Origin of the sequence: Streptomyces canus (assembly GCF_041435015.1) — a bacterium.
Classification (GTDB): domain Bacteria; phylum Actinomycetota; class Actinomycetes; order Streptomycetales; family Streptomycetaceae; genus Streptomyces; species Streptomyces canus_G.
On sequence record NZ_CP107989.1, the window covers coordinates 14589 to 35721 of the forward strand.

Annotated in this window: 15 protein-coding genes and 5 pseudogenes; 13 read left to right on the plus strand and 7 right to left on the minus strand. The window is 68.2% G+C overall.

Annotated elements, in window-relative coordinates; all coding sequences use genetic code 11:
- The first annotated feature begins 40 nt into the window (after positions 1–40).
- Genes OG841_RS00065 through OG841_RS00090 form a run of 6 tightly spaced genes read left to right on the plus strand, consistent with a single transcriptional unit; the run spans position 41 to position 5417 of the window.
- Positions 41–1360 (plus strand): aromatic ring-hydroxylating oxygenase subunit alpha, encoded by a 1320-nt coding sequence (locus tag OG841_RS00065; protein WP_328635680.1) that lies wholly within the window; start codon positions 41–43, stop codon positions 1358–1360.
- 29 nt (positions 1361–1389) lie between these two features.
- Entirely contained in the window at positions 1390–2493 is a 1104-nt protein-coding gene (locus OG841_RS00070; RefSeq protein WP_328643417.1) for an acyl-CoA dehydrogenase family protein, read from the plus strand.
- A gap of 36 nt (positions 2494–2529) precedes the next feature.
- On the plus strand, positions 2530–3726 hold the full coding sequence (locus tag OG841_RS00075; RefSeq protein ID WP_328643416.1) for an acyl-CoA dehydrogenase family protein: 1197 nt from the start codon (positions 2530–2532) through the stop codon (positions 3724–3726).
- A 31-nt stretch (positions 3727–3757) separates the two neighbouring features.
- Complete coding sequence (locus OG841_RS00080) at positions 3758–4285, plus strand: aromatic-ring-hydroxylating dioxygenase subunit beta (RefSeq protein WP_328643415.1); 528 nt, start codon at positions 3758–3760, stop codon at positions 4283–4285.
- A complete protein-coding gene (locus OG841_RS00085; protein ID WP_328643414.1) occupies positions 4282–5106 on the plus strand; it encodes an SDR family NAD(P)-dependent oxidoreductase in 825 nt (274 codons plus the stop codon). Before OG841_RS00080 ends, OG841_RS00085 begins: the two co-directional genes overlap by 4 nt.
- Positions 5103–5417, plus strand: a complete 315-nt coding sequence (locus OG841_RS00090) for a non-heme iron oxygenase ferredoxin subunit (RefSeq protein ID WP_165340142.1) — start codon at positions 5103–5105, stop codon at positions 5415–5417. Before OG841_RS00085 ends, OG841_RS00090 begins: the two co-directional genes overlap by 4 nt.
- A 78-nt stretch (positions 5418–5495) precedes the next feature.
- Here the strand turns inward: OG841_RS00090 and OG841_RS00095 are convergent, their stop codons facing one another.
- Entirely contained in the window at positions 5496–6680 is a 1185-nt protein-coding gene (locus tag OG841_RS00095) for an FAD-dependent oxidoreductase (protein ID WP_328643413.1), read from the minus strand.
- Between the two features lie 207 nt (positions 6681–6887).
- Here OG841_RS00095 and OG841_RS00100 point away from each other — a divergent pair, with 207 nt between their 5' ends.
- On the plus strand, positions 6888–7667 hold the full coding sequence (locus OG841_RS00100; RefSeq protein ID WP_328643412.1) for an IclR family transcriptional regulator: 780 nt from the start codon (positions 6888–6890) through the stop codon (positions 7665–7667).
- A gap of 36 nt (positions 7668–7703) precedes the next feature.
- On the opposite strand, the gene OG841_RS00105 is transcribed toward OG841_RS00100, so the two are convergent.
- A complete protein-coding gene (locus OG841_RS00105; protein ID WP_328643411.1) occupies positions 7704–8768 on the minus strand; it encodes an extradiol ring-cleavage dioxygenase in 1065 nt (354 codons plus the stop codon).
- Between the two features lie 393 nt (positions 8769–9161).
- Here OG841_RS00105 and OG841_RS00110 point away from each other — a divergent pair.
- The 4 genes and pseudogenes from OG841_RS00110 to OG841_RS00125 all read left to right on the plus strand — a co-directional run.
- Positions 9162–9263, plus strand: a pseudogene (locus tag OG841_RS00110) (3-oxoacyl-ACP reductase); the annotation flags it as partial.
- Between the two features lie 88 nt (positions 9264–9351).
- A pseudogene (locus tag OG841_RS00115) lies at positions 9352–9549 on the plus strand (hypothetical protein); the annotation flags it as partial.
- A 78-nt stretch (positions 9550–9627) separates the two neighbouring features.
- Positions 9628–10862, plus strand: a pseudogene (locus tag OG841_RS00120) (SpoIIE family protein phosphatase); the annotation flags it as partial.
- 1067 nt (positions 10863–11929) lie between these two features.
- The gene (locus tag OG841_RS00125) at positions 11930–12466 is read left to right on the plus strand and encodes a hypothetical protein (RefSeq protein WP_328635796.1); all 537 of its coding nucleotides are present in this window, start codon (positions 11930–11932) and stop codon (positions 12464–12466) included.
- Here the strand turns inward: OG841_RS00125 and OG841_RS00130 are convergent.
- The 3 genes and pseudogenes from OG841_RS00130 to OG841_RS00140 all read right to left on the minus strand — a co-directional run bounded on the left by OG841_RS00130 (position 12423) and on the right by OG841_RS00140 (position 15671).
- Positions 12423–13340, minus strand: coding sequence for an IS5 family transposase (locus tag OG841_RS00130; RefSeq protein ID WP_328635795.1), 918 nt, complete (start codon positions 13338–13340; stop codon positions 12423–12425). The two genes, OG841_RS00125 and OG841_RS00130, sit on opposite strands and share 44 nt — an antisense overlap.
- A 148-nt stretch (positions 13341–13488) precedes the next feature.
- Positions 13489–14654: pseudogene (locus tag OG841_RS00135) on the minus strand (FAD-dependent oxidoreductase).
- A 219-nt stretch (positions 14655–14873) separates the two neighbouring features.
- Entirely contained in the window at positions 14874–15671 is a 798-nt protein-coding gene (locus tag OG841_RS00140; RefSeq protein WP_371562378.1) for a siderophore-interacting protein, read from the minus strand.
- Between the two features lie 213 nt (positions 15672–15884).
- Between OG841_RS00140 and OG841_RS00145 the strand changes: the two genes are divergently transcribed.
- On the plus strand, positions 15885–16640 hold the full coding sequence (locus OG841_RS00145) for a helix-turn-helix transcriptional regulator (protein ID WP_328636917.1): 756 nt from the start codon (positions 15885–15887) through the stop codon (positions 16638–16640).
- Between the two features lie 180 nt (positions 16641–16820).
- Here the strand turns inward: OG841_RS00145 and OG841_RS00150 are convergent, their stop codons facing one another.
- Both OG841_RS00150 and OG841_RS00155 read right to left on the minus strand, forming a co-directional pair.
- Entirely contained in the window at positions 16821–17951 is a 1131-nt protein-coding gene (locus OG841_RS00150) for an ISAs1 family transposase (protein ID WP_371562382.1), read from the minus strand.
- Between the two features lie 231 nt (positions 17952–18182).
- A pseudogene (locus OG841_RS00155) lies at positions 18183–18704 on the minus strand (IS6 family transposase); the annotation flags it as partial.
- A gap of 402 nt (positions 18705–19106) precedes the next feature.
- Between OG841_RS00155 and OG841_RS00160 the strand changes: the two are divergent.
- The gene (locus OG841_RS00160) at positions 19107–20420 is read left to right on the plus strand and encodes a CocE/NonD family hydrolase (protein ID WP_328643405.1); all 1314 of its coding nucleotides are present in this window, start codon (positions 19107–19109) and stop codon (positions 20418–20420) included.
- Positions 20421–21133: the final 713 nt, after the last annotated feature.

A 21133-nucleotide genomic window follows, 5' to 3' on the forward strand; every position in this document is an offset into this window, starting at 1 on the left:
ACGGCACGGTGCCATTGGGACAGGAAAGGACGGACTACAGGTGTCTGAATACATCGAGGTCGACCAGGAAATCCCCCGCTTCAGGGTGAACCGGAAGGTCATGACGGATCCGGCTGTGTTCGCCGTGGAGCGCGAGCGCATCTTCGACCACAGCTGGCTCTACATCGGTCACGAGACCGAACTCGCCAAGCCCAACGACTACGTCACCCGAACCGTGGCCGGGCGGCCGCTGATCCTGGCCCGGGACGCCAAGGGGAAGGTGAGGGTCTGGGTCAACTCCTGCCCCCACCGCGGTGCGATGCTGTGCCGTGAGCCGAAGGGCAACGCTCGCTTCATGACCTGCTTCTACCACGGCTGGAGCTTCAACAACTCGGGCGAGGTCGTCTCGATCCCCGACGACGCAGGCTACGGGGCCGGCTTCGAGCGACCGGGGCTGGCGGCTCCCGCGAAGGTCGGCTCCTACCGCGGTTTCGTCTTCGTCAGCTTCGATCCGGACATCGTCGATCTCCCCACCTACCTGGCGGGCGCCAAGGAGTACCTGGACCTGGTGTCCGACCAGTCCGAGGTCGGCATGAGGGTCCTGCCGGGCACGCACGAGTACTCGGTGAAGGCCAACTGGAAGCTCCTGACGGAGAACAGTTACGACGGCTACCACCTCGTCTCCACCCATCAACGCTATCTGGAGATGATCACCGCCGCCCACGGCAAGGCCGACATCTCCTTCGCCTCGAACTCCATAGCCGTCAACCTGGGCGGTGGCCACGCCGTCATGGCCGGCACTCCCGCGAGCGGCGCCGCGCTGGGACGGCCGCTGTCCGAGGAGGCCAAACACGAGAAGGCCGAACACTTCGAGCGGCTCCGTCAGACGCACGGCGACGCGTGGGTGGATCGCATGGGCGGCACCCGCAACCTGGTGATCTTCCCCAACCTGGTAGTCATCGACCTGGTCATGGGCGTGCTGATCCGCAGGATCGAGCCCGTCACGCCCGACTACATGGAAGTCAGTGCCTGGCAGCTGGTGCCACCGGAGGAGGGCGAGGAACTGCACAGGCAGCGCCTGGACAACTTCCTCACCTTCTGGGGCCCGGGCGGACTCGCCTCGCCCGACGACGTGGAGGCGCTGGAGACGTGCCAGCGGTCCTACGCGGCCCAGCGGGAACTGCCCTGGTCCGACATCTCCCGTGGGATGCACACGCCTCACAAGGGGATGAACGGCGAATACCAGATGCGCACGTGGTGGCGCCGCTGGCACGAGCTGGTCACGGGGGAGGCACTCCCCGAAGAACCGCAGGCCCCGCTTCCGGACTTCTTCGCCGGACAGCGGCAGCGGTCGGCCTCCGCGACCGCAGAGGCCAAATAGCCCCTCCAACCGAAAGCAGAGAGTCGATCATGGATCTACAGCCCACTGAAGAGCATCTCGCCGTCGCCGAACTCACCCGCGCCATCGGACTCGACGTTCTGGCCCCCGCAGCGCGGAAGGCGGAGGAGGAACGAGCCGTACCGGACGACGTGTGGCGGACCCTGGTGGACACCGGTCTGACCATGCCGCTGTCGGAGGAACTCGGCGGCGGGGGGATTCCGGACACAGTGACGCAGATGATCGCCATCGAGAACCTGGCGTACGGCGATCCCGGTCTCACGATGGCGGCCTTGTGGGGTGGCGCTCCCGCGCTGCTGCTGTCCCGTCACGGTTCGCCGGAGCAGACCGCCGGCCTTGCCCGCCTGAGCGAGGACCCCAAGGCCCGCAGCGCCGTCGCCCTCTACGAGGGATACGGGCGTGGCCCCGAGGACTTCACCACCACCATCAGCACCGCGCCCGACGGAACCGTGCGCGTCAAGGGCCGCAAGGTCGCCGTAGCGTTCGCCGAGACGGCCGACCCCCTGATCGTGGTGGGCCGCGACGCGGACACCGGGGCGCTGCGCGCCTCGCTCGTACCCGTCTCGGCCGCCGGAGTCAGCGTGCGGGGAACGACACCCGGCCTCGCGCTGGATGCCGCCGCCCTGGCCACCGTGTCGTTCGACGTGACCTTGGCGGCCGCCGCGGCGATCGACGGCGAAGAACTCGCCGGAACCGTGCACCGCCTGCGTCTGGCCCTGGCCGCGGCTCAGGTGGGCACCGCGACGCGCGCGGTGGAGTACGCGTCGGCCTACGCCACCGAGCGTGTCGCCTTTGGAAAGCCGATCGCCGGATTCCAGGGCGTCGCCTTCCCGCTGGCCGAAGCGCTGATGCGGATCTACGAAGTGCGCGCTGAGGTGTTCGAGGCGGCTGTCCTGGTCGACGCGGAGCGGTACACCGAGGGCGCACCCGCCGTTACCCGAGCCGTGAACTACGCCAGTGAGGTGGCCGCAGAGGCGACGCGGACCGCCGTACAGACACTCGGCGGCCATGGCTTCATCGACGAGCACCCGGTCGAGCAGTGGTACCGGAGCGCGGCAGCGCTCTCCGCCATCGACTTCGACCCGCTGCGGTCGGCCTTCACCCCCGCGCTCTGAGCGCCCCACAGACCCGATCACAGAGAACGAGGAGTCATGAGCCTGCCCTTCGAGATCAGCAAGGAACTGGCCGACTACGCCAATACGGTACGTGAATGGTCGGTCGCCGAGTGCCGGCCCTACGCGCGAGAGGCCGACGACCGGCACGCCCCGCCGGCGAACTGGGCCGAGATCCTCGACACCAGCCCGGTCCCGCTCGGCCGCGCCGACAAGCCCGAAGAGGGTTCCGTACCGGACTTCGAGGAGGGCGGCTATGTGTCCAAGGCGGTGATCACGGAAGCGCTCGTCTACGGCGACGTGTGGGTGCCGCCCGTGCTGGGCGGCGGCATCGGCGAACTGGTCGTGGAAGCCATGGGCACGCCCGAGCAGGTCGCCAAGTGGTACGACCCCATCGTGGAGGGGGGCGCCCCGACGGGCTTCGCACTCACCGAGCCGGGCTTCGGTTCGGACACCTCCCTGGTGTCCACCACCGCGACCCGCGAGGACGACACCTGGGTGATCAACGGCACCAAGATCTTCTGCACCAACGGAGCCACCGGTGAGTACGTCACCGTGTTCGCCACGGTCGACAAGTCGCTGGGCGCCAAGGGCATCAGCTCCTTCGTGGTGCCCAAGGGAACGCCGGGCTTCACCGTTCCCAAGGTCAGCGAGAGCAAGCTGGGCATCCGCAGCTGGGTGACGTCCGAACTGTTCTTCGACAACTGTGTGGTCCCGCTGGAGAACCGGCTCGGCTGGACGGCCGAGGGCGAAGCGGAGACCAGGGCCAGCGGCCGCAGCGGTGCGTTCGCCGCTCTGGTCCACAACCGTCCTCGCATCTCCTCCATGGCCATCGCCCTGGCCCAGGCGTCGCTGGATGTCACCAAGGGCCTCCTGGTCGGGCAGAAGGCGGGGTTCACTCCGCAGCGGTGGTCCCAGATCGAGACCGAGCTGGAGAACATGGAGTACACGCTGGAGCGGGGCCGCCGACTCGTCCTGCGCGCCCAGTATCTCGTCGACATCGGCAAGGACCGCAGCGACACCGCGGCCGCCGCCGCGGCCAAGGGCTACGCGCCGCAGTCCTGCGAGCGCGTGGTCCGGCGCTGCATCCAGCTCCTGGGGCCCGAGGGCTGGAGCAAGGAACTGCTCCTGGAGAAGTGGTACCGGGACATGAAGATCATGGACATCTTCGAGGGGTCGGGCCAGATCCAGCGCATCATCGCCGGCCGCTCACTCATGGGCCGACTGGTCGGCTGAACCGAGCGCAGACACGTAACAAGGAGTCGCAATGGCCACCCAAGCCCCCACCCCGCCGATCGCACCGGCGCATGTCCCCGACAGCCTGGTCCGCTCGGTGGAACGCTACCTCTACGAGGAGGCCGAGCTGCTCGACACATGGCGGCTGCACGAGTGGCTGGAGCTGTTCGCCCCGCACGGGCAGTACCAGGTTCCGTCCACCGACAAGCCGGACGGCGACCCCGCGCGGGATCTCTTCCTCATCCAGGACGACCGCTTCCTGCTGGAGCAGCGGGTGAACTCGCTGCTCACCCGCGCCGCACACGCCGAGTACCCGCACTCCCGTACCCGGCACCTGATCACCAATGTGCGGGTCACCGACGCCACCGACGGACGGCTGACCGTCACTGCCAACTTCGCGGTGTACCGGGTGCGTTCGGGCACGGTCGACACGTATGTCGGCCAGTACCGGCACATCCTGCTCCAGGACGAGGACGGATCTTTCCGCTACGAGCTCCGCAAGTCCGTACTCGACCTCGACGCGCTGCACCCGCACGGCAAGGTGAGCGTGATCCTGTGAACCGCCTGCAGGACAAGGTCGCGATCGTGACCGGTACCGGCCCGCTCATCGGCGGTGCCATAGCGGCGGGACTCGCCGCCGAGGGCGCCCGGGTGGTGTGCACCGGGCTCGACGAGGAGTCGGTCAAGCCGTCCGTCGCGGCCATCGAGGCGGCGGGCGGCGAGGCGATCGCCGCCATCGGCGACGTCACCGACCCGGCGCACGCCCCGGAGGTCGTGGAGCAGGCGGTGGCCCGTTGGGGGCGCGTGGACATCCTGGTCAACAGCGCCGTGTGGTTCCACAAGCGCGGGCTGCTGACGATGACCGTCGAGGACTACCGTCGGCAGCTCGACGTGATCCTTGGCGGATCCTTCCTCTTCACCCGCGAAGTCGCCATGCACATGATTGACGCCGGCACTCACGGTAGCGTGATCAACATCCTGTCCACGGCGGCCTGGCAGGGTGAACCGGGCAACATCGGCTACTCCACCGGCAAGAGCGGGCTGATCAACTTCACCCGCTCCGCCGCCATGGAACTCGCCCGCCACAGCATCCGGGTCAACGGCTTCACCCCCACCGTGACCCTTCCCGACGACCCCGAACAGGCCCGTGAACTCGTGGGACTGATGGCCGGGCCCAGCGAGTACCCGATGGATTTCCAGGGTCTTTTCCCGATGGGCCGGCTGCCCACTCCCCAGGACTACGTCCCCGCGGTGGTGTTCCTCGCCTCGGACGAGTCCTCGATGATCACCGGAAGCAACATCACCGTCGACGGCGGAGCCACCGCCAAGTACTGGCCCTGGCTCTCCGGCTCGGGTCAGGAAGGACGGCTTGGGTCATGACCACCGAACGCCGCTTCGCCTGCCTGGCCGAGGACGTTGCGCCGGGCACGGCCATCACCGTGCCCGGGGACCCGCCGATCGCCGTGTACCACACGGAGGAAGGCGAGTTCTACGCGACGGCCGACACCTGCACCCACGAGAAGTGGTCGCTCGGGTCCGACAGCGACCTGGAGGGTTGCGAGGTGACCTGCCCGCTGCACATGGCGCGGTTCGACATCCGCACGGGCGAGGCACTCTGCTTCCCCGCCACCGTGGCGCTCCGGACGTACGCGACAGAGATCGACGACGGCAAGGTGTTCGTCGTCGGCTGAGCGCGAGCCGGCTCAGCGACGGTGAGGCCCACAGCGCAACGCTGTGGGCCTCCCTGCCGGTCTCACGGCAGAAACGTCTCATGGAAGAAACAACGTGCCGCGCAGTTCCAGGCTCTCGAGGAGGTGGCCGCGGAGCAGGTGCGGATCGGCGGCCATACGGCGGCAGTGCTCGACTCCCTCAGCGAACCGCTCCGGGCTCTCGGTGAGGAACAGCAGACGCATGGCCTGCGCCGACAGCGGGGACACGGACTCCTCGAAGACCTTGCGGCGGTCCTCCGCGTACTGGTCGAGAACCGTGTGGTCCGCGTCGCCGTGCACCACGGAGGCCAGCAGCCGGGCGAGTACGAGGGCCTCGAAGACCCCGCAGGCCAGGCCGAAGCCACGGCTCGGGTTGGTGACGTGGGCGGCGTCTCCGGCGAGTACGACCCGTCCCGACCGGAAGCTCTCGGCCGCACGCTCATGGACCCTGGAGGCCGCCCAGCTCTCCAGCAGCGGGTCGGCCCCGTGCGGCAGCACGGCCTTGAACACGGCGGACATGCGGTCGGCGATCGTCTCCTCCGGCAGCAGCCGGCTCTCCGCGAAGGTGTACCGCCACAGGCCCGTGTCGTCGGCCAGACCGATCAGCGCGCCGTTGTCGAGATCGAGCTGCCAAGAGGAGGGAGACATCCCGAGCCCGGCGAGGTCGAACCGGATATCGGCGGCCACGAACCGCTTGGGCCAGGTCACGCCGGGGAAGCCCATGCCCAGCGACCGCCGGACCTGGCTGTGCGCCCCGTCGGCACCGACCAGCCACGCTGCCCGCAGGGTGGAGACGACGTGCGGGGTATCTGCCGTCGCAGTTACGCCGTGCGAGTCTTGCCACACATCGGTCAGGCGTGTGCCCCATTCGAACCTGACCCGGGGATGGCGGGCCAGCCGGTCGACCACGATCCTGGCCAGCACATGGGACGGGACGAGCAACTCGAAAGGATGCTCGACCTCGTCCGTGAGGGACCGCAGGTCGAGGACCAACCGCTCACCGGTGCTTGGAACGACGAAGGATCTGGTGTGTGCCACGACGCCGGCCTGGCAGAGCTCCTCGAGGAGGCCGAGGTCCTCCAGCCCGGGCAGAACCGCCCAGTGGTAGACCATGTCGTACGGTCGCGGCTCGATCCCGGACGCTGCTTCGAGCACCGTGACGTCCAGGCCTGCCCTGGCCAGTCCCAGGGCAGTGAGCAGCCCCACGGGGCCAGCTCCTGCGACGACGACCTGTGCGTCCTGCATAGCGGCTTCTCCTTTCCGCCTCATCGGCTGCGCGAGCGCAGAGCAAGCCGTCTACTTACGCTACGGACCGGTGACCAGGGATGACATGGAGTGTTCCAGTGGCTGGAACCTGGACCGCACGGCCTGGGTGGGGGTTTCATACTGCTGAGATGCGGACGAAACCTGGGTGTGCGGTCCCTCGTATGTGCCAGGCCGAACGGAGGGCTGATGCTGATCGCCGAGAATCCGCCGTCGATCCTCTCCAAGGCTTTCGACGTGCTGCGGGCGTTCAACAGTCATGAACGCGTGATGACCCTGACGGAGCTCTCCCGTGCCTCGGGGCTGCCCAAGTCCACCGTGCACCGGCTGCTGGCCCGGTTGATCGAACTGGGCGCGATCGAGCACCACCGCGCCGGGTACCGGATCGGGATCGAGCTGTTCCAGTTGGGCAGCACCACTCCGGCGGGCGTCATGCGGGATGCGGCCATGCCGCACATGGCCAGGCTTCACCGATGGACGGGACACACCGTGCAACTGGGGGTCCTGCGCCAGTTCGATGTCGTGTACCTGGAAAAGGTGGCGCGCAACAGCAAATCGTCCGACCCGGACGGTGTCGGTGTACGGTTGCCGGCCAGCTGCACTGCCGTGGGCAAGGCCATGCTGGCGCACGAGAACCTGGAAGACCTGAAGCACTTCCTGCCCAGCCCTCTCCCCGGCCTGACACCGCACACCATCACAGGCGTCGACAAGCTGATCCCCGAGCTGCGGCGCATCCGCCAGGGCGAACTGGCTCGTGAACGCGAGGAGGCCAGGCTGGGCCTGGCCTGTGTCGCCGCGCCGATCGTGGTGCGGGGCTTTGCCGTGGGTGCGCTCTCCGTGGCCTATCCGTCCGACGTGGAGCTCGACCCCAAGACCGGGACCGTGCTTCGGGACACCACCGCACAACTGGCCAAGGAGCTCAAGCAGCAGTTGCCGGAACACGCCCGCTGGTTCCCGCGCGACGCATGACCCGCGGTGGCGGCCACACGTCGCGCGAGAACGTCGTCACTGGTACAGCGCGAAGACCTTGTTGGAGTTGAGGATCTCCGTCTGGACGAAGTCGCTCCACTGCAGTTCGAGACCGAGTTCCGACATCGCACCCAGCAGACAGAACCAGTTGAGCATCTCGTGCTGGCCGGCGTCGACCACCTCTCGCGTGGTCACCTTCTGCCAGGTGTCGTAGTCACCCGCGACGAGGGCGTCGTAGAGCCTGATATCGGCGTCGGAGTCCGGGCGCAGGTGCCAGTCCTTGTCGTTGAGGAAGGCATGGGACCAGCTCGCCGACGCGACCAGCGCCACACGCTTGTCGCCGGCCGCCACCGAACGCGCCACCGCCCGGCCCAGCTCGAAGCAGCGCACCGGCGACGGACCCGGCGGGTCGAGCTGCTCACCGGCCTTGATGTCGGCGAACTTGGCCATGCCGCCCTGCCGGGCGATGACGTGCTCGCCGTAACAGTTCACCGCGATGGGCACGATCGGGTACGGGAATTCCTTTCCCACGTGCTCGTAGTCGAGGAAGATCTGCGTGTTGGCGAACGCGTGCGGGAAATGGACGCCCTTGCGATGCTCGTAGGAGTAGGCGACGTCCACCCCTGAGGTGAGCACGTCCGTCGCGAGCTGCTTGGCGAAGGCCGGCAGGCCACGCATCCGGTAGGTGGTGTCGTTGGGCAGGCCCCAGGCGTTCGGCACCTTGATCATGTCCAGTACGGCGAATGCCTCGACCTCGGTGTCGTCGTAGGCCAACACGCAGAATGAGGGGATGACTTCCTCGCGGAAGTTCTCGTACTGGTCGTCGCCCCAGACCACGACGACATCCGGACGGAACTCGTCGAGTGCCTCACGGCAGCGGGTCAGACCGCTGAGCAACCGGGCCCGGTGGGCGGCGGCAGCGGCGACACCCTGGTCGTCTCCCCATTCACGCTGCGCGAGCTCGGGCCAGTTGCGGACGTCCTTCCGGTCGGCGGGGATGTCGGGATCCTTCAGGGTGCTCTTGAGCAGATTCGCCATATGTGTGTCGGCACCCGCCAACATCGGATAGTGCGTGATGCCGAGACCAAGCACCTCAGCCATGGTCGTTCCTCCCGAAGATCCATACGGGGAGGCGTAGGACACCTCCGTCGTATCGGCCGCGGTGCGCGGCCTCGAACTCCGGTCTACCTGTCAGCAGCTCCTACGCCGATGGTGAGTTCTACTGCCCGGAACCGTTCGTTGGCGGGGTACGTGGCGGTGCACAGGATAAGGGCATGCCTGGTCTTCCGGCCGCGCACGGTCATCCGGCCACCGGACGCAGGGAGGCCGGAAGGTGGTGGGCACGGAAATCTACGGCCCGGCGTAGTCGCTACCGTCGCCGCAGCGGCCGACCAGCATGTCCTCGACGAGTCGCAGGCGGACCGCGTCCTCGGACGAACGAGCTTGATTTCCTGGGCCTGTGAGCCCGGCCTCACGACGGCGAAAGGAAGAGTGATGGACCTTCGGCTCGGCGGCAAGCGGGCGATCGTCACAGGTGGGGGTCGTGGAATCGGCTTGACGGCAGCCCAGGCGTTTGCCGCTGAAGGAGTCCGTGTCGCCTCGGTCGCCAGGGACGAGTCCGTCCTCAAGTCGGCCCGTGACCAGGTGGCGGCACACCGTGCGCGGCACGGTGCAGGCGGACATGAAGCGCAGCCAGCTCAAGCGCGTCCAGGACTTTCAGGCCCGCCACCAGGAGCCGGCGCACACGGCCCTGACCGCCCTCAAGGACGCGGCGGTCAGGGCCGTGTGCGCCGTCCTCATGGACGCCGCCCGGGTCTGCTCGCTCCAGCAGATCACCTGCGCCTTCTTCGAGGTCGGCGGCCAGTACCGCCGTCACGTCTGAAAGGTAGGACCCCCCATGGATTCCGTCACCCGCCCGGCCCGGCGTGGTCGGCTGCGGCCTCATGGGGTCCGGTATCGCCTGCTCCTCGCTCAGGAGATCGCATCCCGAGCTGCGGTCCACATCGACAATGCGCGCCAGTTCGCCCGCGAGCGTTCGACCGCACTGACTCTCCAGCACAGCTTGCTGCCAAGGCGCGTGCCCCAGCACTCGGCTGTCGAGACCGCGGTCCGCTACCTTCCCTGTGAGGCCCGGGCCGAGGTGGGCGGCGACTGGTACGACGTCATTCCCCTGTCCGGAGGCCGTGTCGCCCTGGTCGTCGGGGACGTGGTCGGCCGTGGTCTGCGTGCCTCAGCCACCATGGGCCGACTGCGTACGGCCGTTCGTACCCTTGCGGACATCGATCTGATGCCGGACGAACTGCTCACGCATCTCGACGACGTCGTCATTCGCCTGCAGAAGGAGGAGGAACAGGGCACTGACGAGACCAGCGCCACATGCCTGTATGCGGTGTACGACCCCGTGTCCCGTGTGTGCTCCATGGCCAGTGCCGGGCACCTTGTACCCGCGGTGGTCACTCCTGCGGGGGTGTCCGACGGTCTCGCGGTCTCCCGTCGGGCGCACTTCCCGGAGCTGCGGGTCGGTCCGCCACTGGGACTGGGCGGTCTTCCCTTCGAGATGAGTCAATTCCAACTCCCAGAAGGCAGCTTGCTCGCTCTGTACACGGATGGGCTCATCGAAAGCCGCACTCGTGACGTCGACACCGGCCTGGACCTGCTGCGTCACGTTCTCGAAGAGGCCTCAACGGAGCTGGAGGACACCTGTGACCAGCTGCTGTCGGAACTCAGGCCCGTCCGGTCACCCGACGACGTGGCACTTCTGGTCGCCCGCACCCGGGTGCTCGATGCCGATCATGTCCTCACGCTAGACCCCCCCTCCGACCCGGAGATCGTCGCCCAGGCCCGTGCGTGCGCAGTCGGACAACTGACCTCCTGGGGTCTGGTCGAGATGGCGTTCGCAACCGAGCTCATCGTCAGCGAGCTGGTGACGAACGCGATCCGGTACGGACGGCCGCCCATTCAACTGCGACTGATCCTCGAGTCCACTCTCATAGTCGAGGTCTCCAACTCCAGTAGCACAGCTCCGCACCTACGCCGGGCCCGTGTTTTCGACGAGGGCGGCCGCGGACTGCTCCTGGTCGCCAAGATCGCGGGTCATTGGGGCACTCGGCACACCGCGAGGGCAAGGTCATCTGGGCCGAAACATCGCTTCTCACCGGGGATCGCTCCGCGGAGGCGGCAGCAGTCCGGGCATAGCTCAGGCTGCACGGACTGCTCGGGGCAAGCCGTCCGGACGGCGCTGTCACGTTGTTGGGTGCGTGAGTGCCTGACAGCGTGACAGCGCCGCTCGCTGAGCTCCTCGTCCTCCAGCACGTGGAGCAGCCGTCCGTAGCCGTCTCCCGGGGCCGCTGCCCCAGGCTTCGTAGAGCTTGGTGCGCAGCTGGTGCATGGTGGCGATGAAGTCGCCGTACACCCGCCGTCGCGATTCCATGACCTGCAGTAGGTGCGCCGACTGCAACTGACCCGCCAAAAGGACCTGCTGGGACTGAGTCTGCTCCCGCTGGCTCTGGCGGCTCCACCAGGCGTAACGCGGGGCGCCCATCGGTCGCCGTGTACGTTGGGTCAGCGGATTGGAACTCGGCGAGTCGAAGTCGCCTACGCCTTCGGTGGCGAACGGAACTCGCCACCGGGGCAAGCGTTCCATCGAACGGAACCGCACTTAGCTTGTCTTTTAACCAGTTCGGCGCGGTTTTGTGCCCACCATGTGAGGGCAGGCCGGCTGAACGCCTCGCCGGTGGCAAGGACTCTACCCACGTCGTGACGGGTGGCCGGGCCAGGGCTCGTGCGTTCTCGGGCGGTGAGATGCCGCTGCCGGGTGAGGGCGGGTTGTCGGGGTGGGGGTAGGTGATCAACTGAAGGAAGCGGTTCGTGATGATGGAGGTGTCTGACGCCTCATCACAACGAACCGCTTCCGGATGCCATCCTCGCTGATTACCGCTGTGTCCCGCCACCTTGACCACGATGCGGGCTCCATCCCCGACGACCCCGACCGCATGCTGGACCTTGCCGACGTCCTCGACGTGCTGCCCGATCCGCGCCGTCGACAGGGCCGCCGTTTCCGGCTCGGCCGCCCGGCGCTATGGCCCGCCTCACCGGCTGGACCAACACCGCCCACGCCAGCGACCAAACGCCCTCTCACACCGTCCTCTGAGAAGCTGTTGTCTTTTCGGGCGTGATCGGTGCGTTTCCGCTGGTCGGGGATAGCAGTGGTGATTCCGTGGGAGTCGTGGCCTGTCGGGTCGTCGCTCCCCGGGAGGTCACGAATGCCGTCCGTCGTCGGACTGCTGGAACAGCACGAGGTCGCCGCTCGCCGTCGAGTCGACGGGCTGCGGGAGGAGGCCGACCGCATCCAGGCCGAACTGGCCGCGGCCGAGCAGGAATGGCAGGAGTGGGCGATTGCCCGCAGGCGGGTCGACACGGTGCTGGCTCCGGACGGCGGCAACACCGCCGGCACAGAGGTCACTGAGGAAGCGCGGGATGCGGACGCGCCGCCGGAACCCCGGGACGCGGCGAAGCCGAAGTCGCAGGTTCCGGTGTGGCGCCAGGGGCTGGCCTGGTCGGTGCTGTCGGTCGACTACCAGCGCATCCTCACGACGCTCGCAGACCGGGACCGGCTCCATCAAGGGCCGCTGACCTGCCAGGAGATGGCCCAAGCGTTCGGCATGGACGTGGTGCCGGCACGAGTGGAGGCACTGCGGTCGAAGGCGAAACGCCTGGTCGCGCGGGGCTGGCTGGCCGAGCGGCAGCCGGGCCGGTTCACCCTCGCGGCAGGCGTGACCGGGCCAGGCGGCGCGTCATGAGCAGGGTCATCGACCAGTAGACCATCGCCTCGGCGCTGGCCGTGCGCCGCTCGAAGTCGCGCACCAGACGGCGGCTTCGCATCAGGTGGGCGAAGAACCGCTCGACGATCCACCGCTTGGGCAGCACCACGAAGCCGCGCATGTCGTCGCTGCGTTTCACGATCGCCAGGACCAGCGCGAGCGTGGCCAGGCAGTGCTCGACCAGGCTGCCGGTGTAGCCGCCGTCGGCCCAGACCAGTTCCAGCCGGTGGTGCACGTCGGCGACCTGCCCAAGCAGGCCCTGGGCGGCGATGCGGTCACCGGTGTCCGCGGCGGTGACCATCACACCCAACAGCAGGCCGAGCGTGTCGACCACGACATGCCGCTTGCGCCCGTTGACCAGCTTGCCGCCGTCGAAGCCCCGGCTGTCCGCGCCGACCACCGCGTCCGCTTTGACGGACTGCGAGTCGATCACCGCGGCCGTCGGCTCCGCATCCCGCCCCAGTTCCTCGCGGGCCCTCGCGCGCAACCGGTCGTGGAACTCCTTGACCAGAGCGTTGTCCCGCCAGCGGCGGAAGAATGCGTAGACGCGGTCCCACGGAGGGAAGTCGGCGGGCATCGCCCGCCACTTGATCCCGTTGTCCACGAGATACCGGATCGCATCGAGCATCGCCCGGTGGCAGTACCCCTCCGGCCGGCCTCCCCGGCCGCGCATCCAGCCCGGCACCGGCAGCAGCGGGCAGACCGCGGCCCACTCTCCGTCCGTCATGTCGGTCGGGTAGCGAGGCTGCCGCTTCCCGTTGTCGGCGGCGTTTCCGAACCGGTGAGCCAGGCAGTCACACTCCCAGGTGACCGCGCTGGACTGCCCGGCCATCGGCACGCAAGACTGCTGCACCAGGGCCTCCTGCTGCTCGGTGATTCGACACCAACGAGCTGTTCAGGAGGCCCTGTTCGTATGCGCCCAGCGTCCCGCGACCACCCGATCGGGACTCCCGTTCGACGCGCATCCCTCAAGATCGAAAAGACAACAGTTTCTGAGCGTTTTACTTGGCGAGTGAGTTGGCCACAACGCTGGCCAGTTTCCGTGCGGAGGAATCGGCGGACAGCAGGTGTTCGGTGCCATGTTCGATGGCCTGGGCCGTCTCGGTGGAGCGGGGGAGCATGGTCTTCTCGTAGACGCGGATGGCGTCGTCGACAGTGGCTGCGTTCGCGAGGGCGAGGGCGAGTTCGCCGGCGTCAAGCATGGCGAGGTTGACGCCGGTGCCGAGCGGGGGCATGAGGTGGGCGGCGTCGCCGAGCAGGGTCACCGTAGGGTTGTGGTCCCAGGTGTGCAGGACAGGAAGCGCGAAGATCGGCCGGTGGATGTAGAGGCCGTCGTTCTCGGTGATCATCCGGCGCATGCGGGGCGACCAGTGCGCGTACTCGTCGCGCAGCACGGCGCGGATGCCATCGGTGTCCTCGGCGGTCAGCCCCTTGGCCCTGATCCAGTCGACGGGAAGGCGTTGGATGAATGCGACACGGATCTGGTTTCCGCTGTTGCGCTGGGCGAACAGGCTGCGTTCGCCATCAGCTGCGTGGGCGCTGCCCAAGCCGACCAGTTCGGCGATCTCGGGGTGCCGGTCGTCGACGTCGGAGAACCATGCTTCCAGGAAGCTGATCCCGGTGTACTCGGGGATGGCGGTGGACACGGCCGGACGTACCCGGGAGAAGGCGCCGTCGGCGCCGATGACCAGATCGGTCTCGATGCTCGTGCCGTCGGCGAAGTGCATTTGCCGCGGCCCATCGGCGGGTCCGCTGATCGTGTCGAGGGAGCGGCCCCAGCGCACAGTTCCCGTCTCCAGGGAGTCGAGCAGCAGGTCGTGCAGGTCGCCGCGGTCGATTTCCGGCTTCAAGAGTTCGGTGGCCGCCGGGACTTGGTGGAACGTGATCGCGCCGGTCGGGTCCATCTGGCGCATTTCCTGCCCATCGGGGCGGGCGAGGGCGAAGAACTCGTCGAGCAGGCCGGCTTCGCGCAGGGCGACCTGGGCGTGGTCAGCGTGCAGGTCGAGGGTGCCGCCTTGGTTGCGGGAGTCGCGGCCCGGGTCGCGGTCGTAGACGGTGACCGCGATGCCGCGATGCCGCGCTGCTGGAGGATGCGTGCGCAGGTCAGTCCGCCGGGTCCGGCGCCGATGATGCTGATCCTGGCGTTAGCGGGTTCTGGGGACTTCATGGGATGTTCCTTTCGGACGGAGAAGAGGGGAGTCACCGGGCGAACAGGGCGGGGCGGCGGCGCTCAGAGGTCGCCTCGGTCATGGAGGTGCCTCGTGAACAGAACCAACCCGCGGAGGGAACGTCGCTGGGCGACGATGGGCGGCAGAGCGAGATCTGTTGGCGGAGTGGGGTGCGAAGGGCGGTCCACGCGGGCGGCCTTGACCGGACACCGCGGCCGTCATCCCGGAGTCGCCCTGCCGTGCCGCCAGTAACCGACGAAAGTGATGTCGGACTTGTCGACGCCGCGCTCATGGACGAGGTGCCGCCGCAGTGTCGTGGGCAGGTGATTCTCACCCGCCACGAAGGTGGCGAAGCGCCCTGCCGGCAGGGCGGCCTTCATCACGGTGTCGAGTGCGTAGCGCCCCGGAAGTCCGGCGCGGCCGTCACGCGGAAGCCAGTGCACGCTGACGTTCTGTGGCGTGTTCAACTTCTGGATGTCCGCGCTGCTGGGTACCTCCAGGAACACTTCGCTGGGCAACGCGCCCTCGTCGGAGTCCAGGATGGACAAGATGGCCGGCACCGCGGTCTCGTCCCCTACGAGCAGTTGCCATTCCACGCCACGGGGCGGGCTGTAGGTGGCTCCCTCGTCGAGGATGCCGACCGGTTCGCCGGGGCGGGCACCCCGCGCCCAGATGGAGGCCGGACTGTCCCCTTCGTGGAGCACGAACTCGATGTCCAGTTCGTTGCGGTCGGGCCAGAAGTGCCGGACCGTGTAGAAACGGACGTAGGGGCGTGCCGCCTTGCCCGTCATCATGTACTGCGCCATCCATGTGGCGTCGGACCGGGAGGGCAGCCAGAGCGGGCCCTGGCCGGGCCGCCGGAACAGGAGCCTGAAGGCCTGGTCGACTCCGATCGGCCGGAAGTCCTTGAGGTCCTCTCCGCCCACGGTCACCAGCAGGAAGTTTCCGGGCCTCCACTCCTTGCGCACGACTTCGACCGACAGCATCCGACGGCTGACGGGCTTGATCCGGTTCATGGTGACGTCCTCTTCCCATGCATCGACGCCGCAACGGAAGGTGGGTACGCACCACGCCCGGGCATCAAGTTAGGCATGCCTAACCGTAGAATGGCGCTCGTGCGCATGGTGGCCACGCGATACCCCGGAACGGCCAGATCGTGATCGGAGCACGGGGCGAACGGAACTGCTGGGCCAGGACGGGACGGATCGGCGGATGGAGAGGCGAGCGTCATGGCTCAGGTGACAGCTCTGGGCGAGGGAGCCGCCTCGCCGATCCTGACCATCGAGCACCAGCATGCGCATCCGCCTCTCCAGGTGGCACCCCATACCCATTCGGAGCCAATGCTGCTGTGGGCGTCGACCACTTCCGTCACCCTGCGCACGGTCTCGCACGACTGGCTGGTGCCTCCGGGGCACGGCCTGTGGATTCCCGGCCGTGTCGAGCACACGGGGACGACACGGCACGCCGGTGAACTGTGCGTCATCCGGTTCATGGCCACGCGCTGCCCCATCGACTGGACGCAGCCCACCGGCGTCGCCGTCCAACCGCTGCTTCGTGAGCTCATCCGATACCTGCGGGCCGAGCCGGACGCGGCGAGCCGCCGGCATGCCGAAGCCCTCCTCTTCGAGGTCCTCCAGCCGCTGCCGACCCACTCGATCCAGGTGCCCATGCCCGCCGAACCGCGCTTGCGTACGATCACCGAGCGGCTCATCGACTCGCCCGGAGATCAGCGAGAACTTGCGATGTGGGCGGCGGAGGTGCACAGCGGGGTGCGTACTCTGTCACGGCTCTTCCTCGCCGAGACGGGGCTGACCTTCTCGCAGTGGAGGACTCGGATCCGTGTCCGCGCCGCAGTAGGCCATCTCGCGGCCGGCGCGTCCGTCAAGGCCACCGCGCGGGCTGTGGGATACCGAAAGCCCAGCGCCTTCATCGCCGCCTTTCAGCGCGTGACCGGGCAGACGCCCGGTACCTACGGGGGCGAGTAGGAGCCATGCAGCGAGTGCGGTTTGGTGTCACATGATGTGACGCTCGGGTTGAGCGGGTTGTCAGCTGTGCTGGGCTTGGTCCCCTTTGACGGACATCTTCCTTCTGGAGCGGCAGCCACTGATCTTCGATGTCCGCCAAACGGGATCAAGCCCAGGTGTGGGCCCAAGGCTCCTGCGTGCTCACCTGCCGGGTTGGATGAGGTCGAGTGCATGGTCGGGGTGTGACTTGTAGTAGTCGGTGGCGTGGGCGGTGTTGGTCCAGCCGGTGAGGCGGGCCAGGGCGATCGCGATGTTACGGAAAGTGGCCATTGCGCGGGGCGTGTTCCCGGTGCGGATCTTGGAGGCGTCCTCGGCGAGGGTGGTGTCCCGGACGTGGTGATGGGCTTCGACGTGCCAGTGCTCGGGCGAGCTGAGCGTCGGTCGCGGAGAACGCGTCGTGGCTGGTGACGGCATAGACGTGCTCGATCTGGATCTTCCCGCTGTACAGATCGCGTCGGCGGCGGGTGACCTTGATCGCCTGGGCGGCGTGCGGGAGCCGCAGCCGGCGCGGGACCTGGACGGCTTTGAGGCGGCGGATCTCATCACGGCCGTGCCCCTTCTCCCGGGTGGCGTGGCCGAGGGGGACCTGGTTCCAGGGCAGCGACTTAAGGAAGTCTTGCAGCTTTTGTCCTTCACGATCGCGATGTAGTCGGCCTTCTTCTCCTCAACGAGGAACTGCGCGTGAGCGTGCTGGGTATACAGGGCGTCGAACGTGACGGTGCGGCCGACCAGGCCGAGCGGAGCGAGAAGAGGCTTGAACTCGCTGATCTCGCCCTTCTTCCCGGCGACCTGCCGCTGGTTCAGCGTCGCGCGTTCGCCGTGGGTGACGGCTGCCAGCAAATGCACCGCCTTCGTCGCCGCAGTGCGCGATCCGCGCAGGCTCTTGCCGTCGACGGCGATCGCGCACAGCCCTTCGTCCTGGTCGGGGCGGCTGCAGTGTCCTGCAAGCCACGCACCCACCGCCGCGTCCACCGCGTCGCCGTCCAGACATGCCAGGAGTCGGCCGAACGTGGTCGCCCGCAGTGCGGCCCGCAGCCCCAGACGGTGACGGACCTCGTCGGGCAGGTAGGCGGCATGCCTTGCGATGGCGGCGAGGGTGGTGGCGCCGGCGAGTACGGCGATCGTGCACAGTGCCAGGACCAGGCCGAGCCGGTAACGGCGGCCCTGTCGACGGCGCGGATCGGGGAGCACGTCGAGGACGTCGGCAAGGTCCAGCAGGCGGTCGGGGTCGTCGGGGATGGAGCCCGCAGCGTGGTCGAGGTGGCGGGACACAGCGGTAATCAGCGAGGATGACATCCGGAAGCGGTTCGTTGTGATGAGGCGTCAGACACCTCCATCATCACGAACCGCTTCCTTCAGTTGATCACCCACCCCCACCCCGACAACCCGCCCTCACCCAGCAGTTCAGGGCATCTCACCGCCCGAGAAGGCGCTGTCACGTTGTTGGGTGCGTGAGTGCCTGACAGCGTGCTGGGGTGTGACAGGCCCGGGTGTCGGCCTGGGTCAGGTTGTTGCGGGCAGGCCGGTGATGCCGGTCATCTGGTCCCAGAGGGCGAAGCGGATGATCATCTCGGCTCGGTAGTGGGTAGCGGACAGGCTGTGGCGGTGGGGTCGGAAGTGGGGTGAGATCCCGCTGAACGCGGCGAGGAATCTCTGCGCTCCGCCGGTGCTGCGGAAGCCTTTCATAGCCCGTTCGCGCTGCCGGGTCGGTTGGTGGGAGTTCTCGGCCCGGTTGTTCAGGCCTTTGTGGGAGCGGTGCTCGACCGAGGGCATGACCTCGCGGTGGGCGGCTCCGTAGGAGCGGAGCTTGTCGGTGACGACCACCCGCGGCACCATGCGCGTCTTTGTGAGAAGGCCACGGAAGAATCGCCTGGCCGCGGCCTTGTCGCGTCGGTTCCGCACCAGAATGTCCAGCACGTTGCCGTCCTGGTCGACGGCCCGCCACAGGTATTTCTGCTCGCCGTTGATCTTGATGAAGACCTCGTCGAGGTGCCACTTGTCGCCGGGGCGAGGGCGCCGGCGGCGCCGGCTCGTTCGTCACGGCCTGGGTCGTCGACGGCGCACACGACTCGGAAACGTTCACCGACCGGCTGATGAACGTGGTCGGCCGGTTCGCCGAGGAGGACCGATGATCAGCCGCCTGATCCTGCGCAAGCTCGAGCGCAAGCTCCAGCTCGACCCGCCGCTGACGCGGAGGATCACCGTCCAGCGGAACCTGCGCATCCCGATGCCGGACGGCGTCGAGCTGCTGGCGGACCGGTGGCTGCCGCGGTCCGGTGGCGACGGGCTGCCGACCGCGTTGCTCCGCACCCCCTACGGCCGGGGCACGTACGGCGCGATCCTGGCCAGGCCGCTGGCTGAGCGCGGATACCAGGTGGTGACCAGAGTGTGCGCGGCGGGTTCGGCTCCGGTGGCACGTTCGACCCGATGCGCCAGGAACGCGCGGACGGGCTCGCGACCCTCGACTGGCTGGTGGCGCAGCCGTGGTCCGACGCGATCGTGCTGTACGGCCCGAGCTACCTCGGATACGTCCAGTGGGCGGTCGCCGACCAGTTGCCGCCCCAGGTCAAGGCAATGATCCCGGTGGTGACGGAGTCCGCGCTGACGCTGGAGTCCCTGCGTCCCGGCGGCATGTCGCTGGAGGCGTCGTTCGAGTGGAGTGTGCTGGTCGGCACCCAGGAACGTCCGCTCTCGGGGCTGCGCAAGATGTCGCAGGACAAGAAGACGGCGCGAGCACTGTGGACGCTTCCGCTGGCCGAGGCCGACATCGCCGCGTTCGGTGAGCGTTCCCCGTACTTCCAGGACACCCTCACCCACGACGCCTCCTCCCCGCGGTGGGACGGGATCGACCACAGCCACCGGGTCGCCGACGTGACCGTGCCGGTCAGCTCGGTCGGCGGCTGGTACGACATCTTCCTGCCCGGCCAGCTGCGCGACTTCCAAGTGCTGCAGGAGAAGGGGCGTTCCGCACGGCTGACGGTCGGCCCGTGGACGCACGCGGAGTTCACCGGCACGCCGGTCGAGGAGGCGGTGGACTTCGGTCTCGCCCACGCCCGCGGCGTCCAGCCGCCACACCGCGCGCCGGTCCGGCTGTACGTGATGGGCGAGGACGCGTGGCGCTCGTTCGACTCCTGGCCACCGGCCGGGTACTCGCCACAGCGTTTCCACCTCGGTGCCGCGGGTGCGCTGACTTCGGAGCCACCTGCTGAGTCCTCGGTGGACACTTACCGCTACGACCCGGCCGACCCCACCCCGACGGCCGGCGGCGTGCGGCTGGCTGTGGGCGCCGCCGGACGGGCCGAGAACACCGAGCTCGAGGCCCGCCCGGACGTGCTCACCTACACCACACCGGTACTCGACCAGGACGTCGAGGCCGTCGGTGAGGTCAGCGCCGAGATCTGGTTCTCCTCCAGCCTGCCGCACGCCGACGTGTTCGTGCGGCTCTGCGACGTCGACCAGGAGGGCCGGTCGTGGAACGTGTGCGACGGCCTGGTGAGCCTTACCGACGCCGCCGAACCACAGGGCGTCTCTGTGACGTTGTGGCCGACGGCGTACCGCTTCCGGCGCGGGCATCGCATTCGCGTCCAGGTCGCCAGCGGCACTTTCCCGCGGTACACCCGCAATCCCGGCACCGGCGAGTCTCCAGCCACCGCCACCACGCTGCTCGCCGCCGACCAGACCGTCCACTTCGGGCCAGATCGGCCGTCCGCCATCACGCTTCCGGTCCTCGGGTCAGCCTGAGGACAGCTGTCACGCGGTCCGGCACGGCGACACCGTCCGGACCGCGATGTCGGCCGACCTCGACAACGCCCAGGGCGCTGGGGCGACAGAGATTGTCAGTGCCCGGCGCCACGGTTTTCGAGTCACTGACCGAAACGACGGGATCGTCGTGGACAAAGTGACCAAGGCCGCCGACTCCTCGCAGGTCACCGCCGCGACCAACCCTGTCGAGACAGGGACGATCAGCCGGGACGGCACCACGGTCATCGCCACCGTCAACTACAAGGTGGCGCACGACAAGCTCACCGACGCCACCAGGAACACGCTCCAGGAGGCAGCCCAGCAGGGCCGGGACGGGGGGCCTGACGGTGGAGATCGGTGGCGATGCGCTGCACGAGTCGGCGTCCGACAAGGCGGTGGCGGTCAGCATCGCCATCGACGCGCTGGTGCTCCTGATAACGTCCGGTTCACTGGCCGCGGCCGGCATGCGGTCAACGCGGCCGTCGGCGTGGGACTGCCTCGGATCAGGGACGGCCCTTCAGCGCCTGGAGGCCGCGTCACAGGAGCGCGCTGATGCCGACGATGTGTCTGACCTGCAGCACCACACTGTGGCGGCCACGCGAAGACCGGGCACGGCGACGGAGTGTCTCGCCGCCATCCGTCACGGCTAATCCTGCCGATCATCGACAGGAGATGAGCGGCCCCTCGCTCGGCGACGACACGGCCTGAACCGG

Coding starts and splice junctions, on each gene's coding strand:
- OG841_RS00125 (WP_328635796.1), top strand. CDS start 11,930: ATGCCGTCCGTCGTCGGACTGCTGGAACAGCACGAGGTCGCCGCTCGC.
- OG841_RS00095 (WP_328643413.1), bottom strand. CDS start 6,680: ATGCAGGACGCACAGGTCGTCGTCGCAGGAGCTGGCCCCGTGGGGCTG.
- OG841_RS00070 (WP_328643417.1), top strand. CDS start 1,390: ATGGATCTACAGCCCACTGAAGAGCATCTCGCCGTCGCCGAACTCACC.
- OG841_RS00090 (WP_165340142.1), top strand. CDS start 5,103: ATGACCACCGAACGCCGCTTCGCCTGCCTGGCCGAGGACGTTGCGCCG.
- OG841_RS00140 (WP_371562378.1), bottom strand. CDS start 15,671: ATGAACCGGATCAAGCCCGTCAGCCGTCGGATGCTGTCGGTCGAAGTC.
- OG841_RS00105 (WP_328643411.1), bottom strand. CDS start 8,768: ATGGCTGAGGTGCTTGGTCTCGGCATCACGCACTATCCGATGTTGGCG.
- OG841_RS00160 (WP_328643405.1), top strand. CDS start 19,107: ATGCGCCAGGAACGCGCGGACGGGCTCGCGACCCTCGACTGGCTGGTG.
- OG841_RS00075 (WP_328643416.1), top strand. CDS start 2,530: ATGAGCCTGCCCTTCGAGATCAGCAAGGAACTGGCCGACTACGCCAAT.
- OG841_RS00145 (WP_328636917.1), top strand. CDS start 15,885: ATGGCTCAGGTGACAGCTCTGGGCGAGGGAGCCGCCTCGCCGATCCTG.
- OG841_RS00100 (WP_328643412.1), top strand. CDS start 6,888: ATGCTGATCGCCGAGAATCCGCCGTCGATCCTCTCCAAGGCTTTCGAC.
- OG841_RS00080 (WP_328643415.1), top strand. CDS start 3,758: ATGGCCACCCAAGCCCCCACCCCGCCGATCGCACCGGCGCATGTCCCC.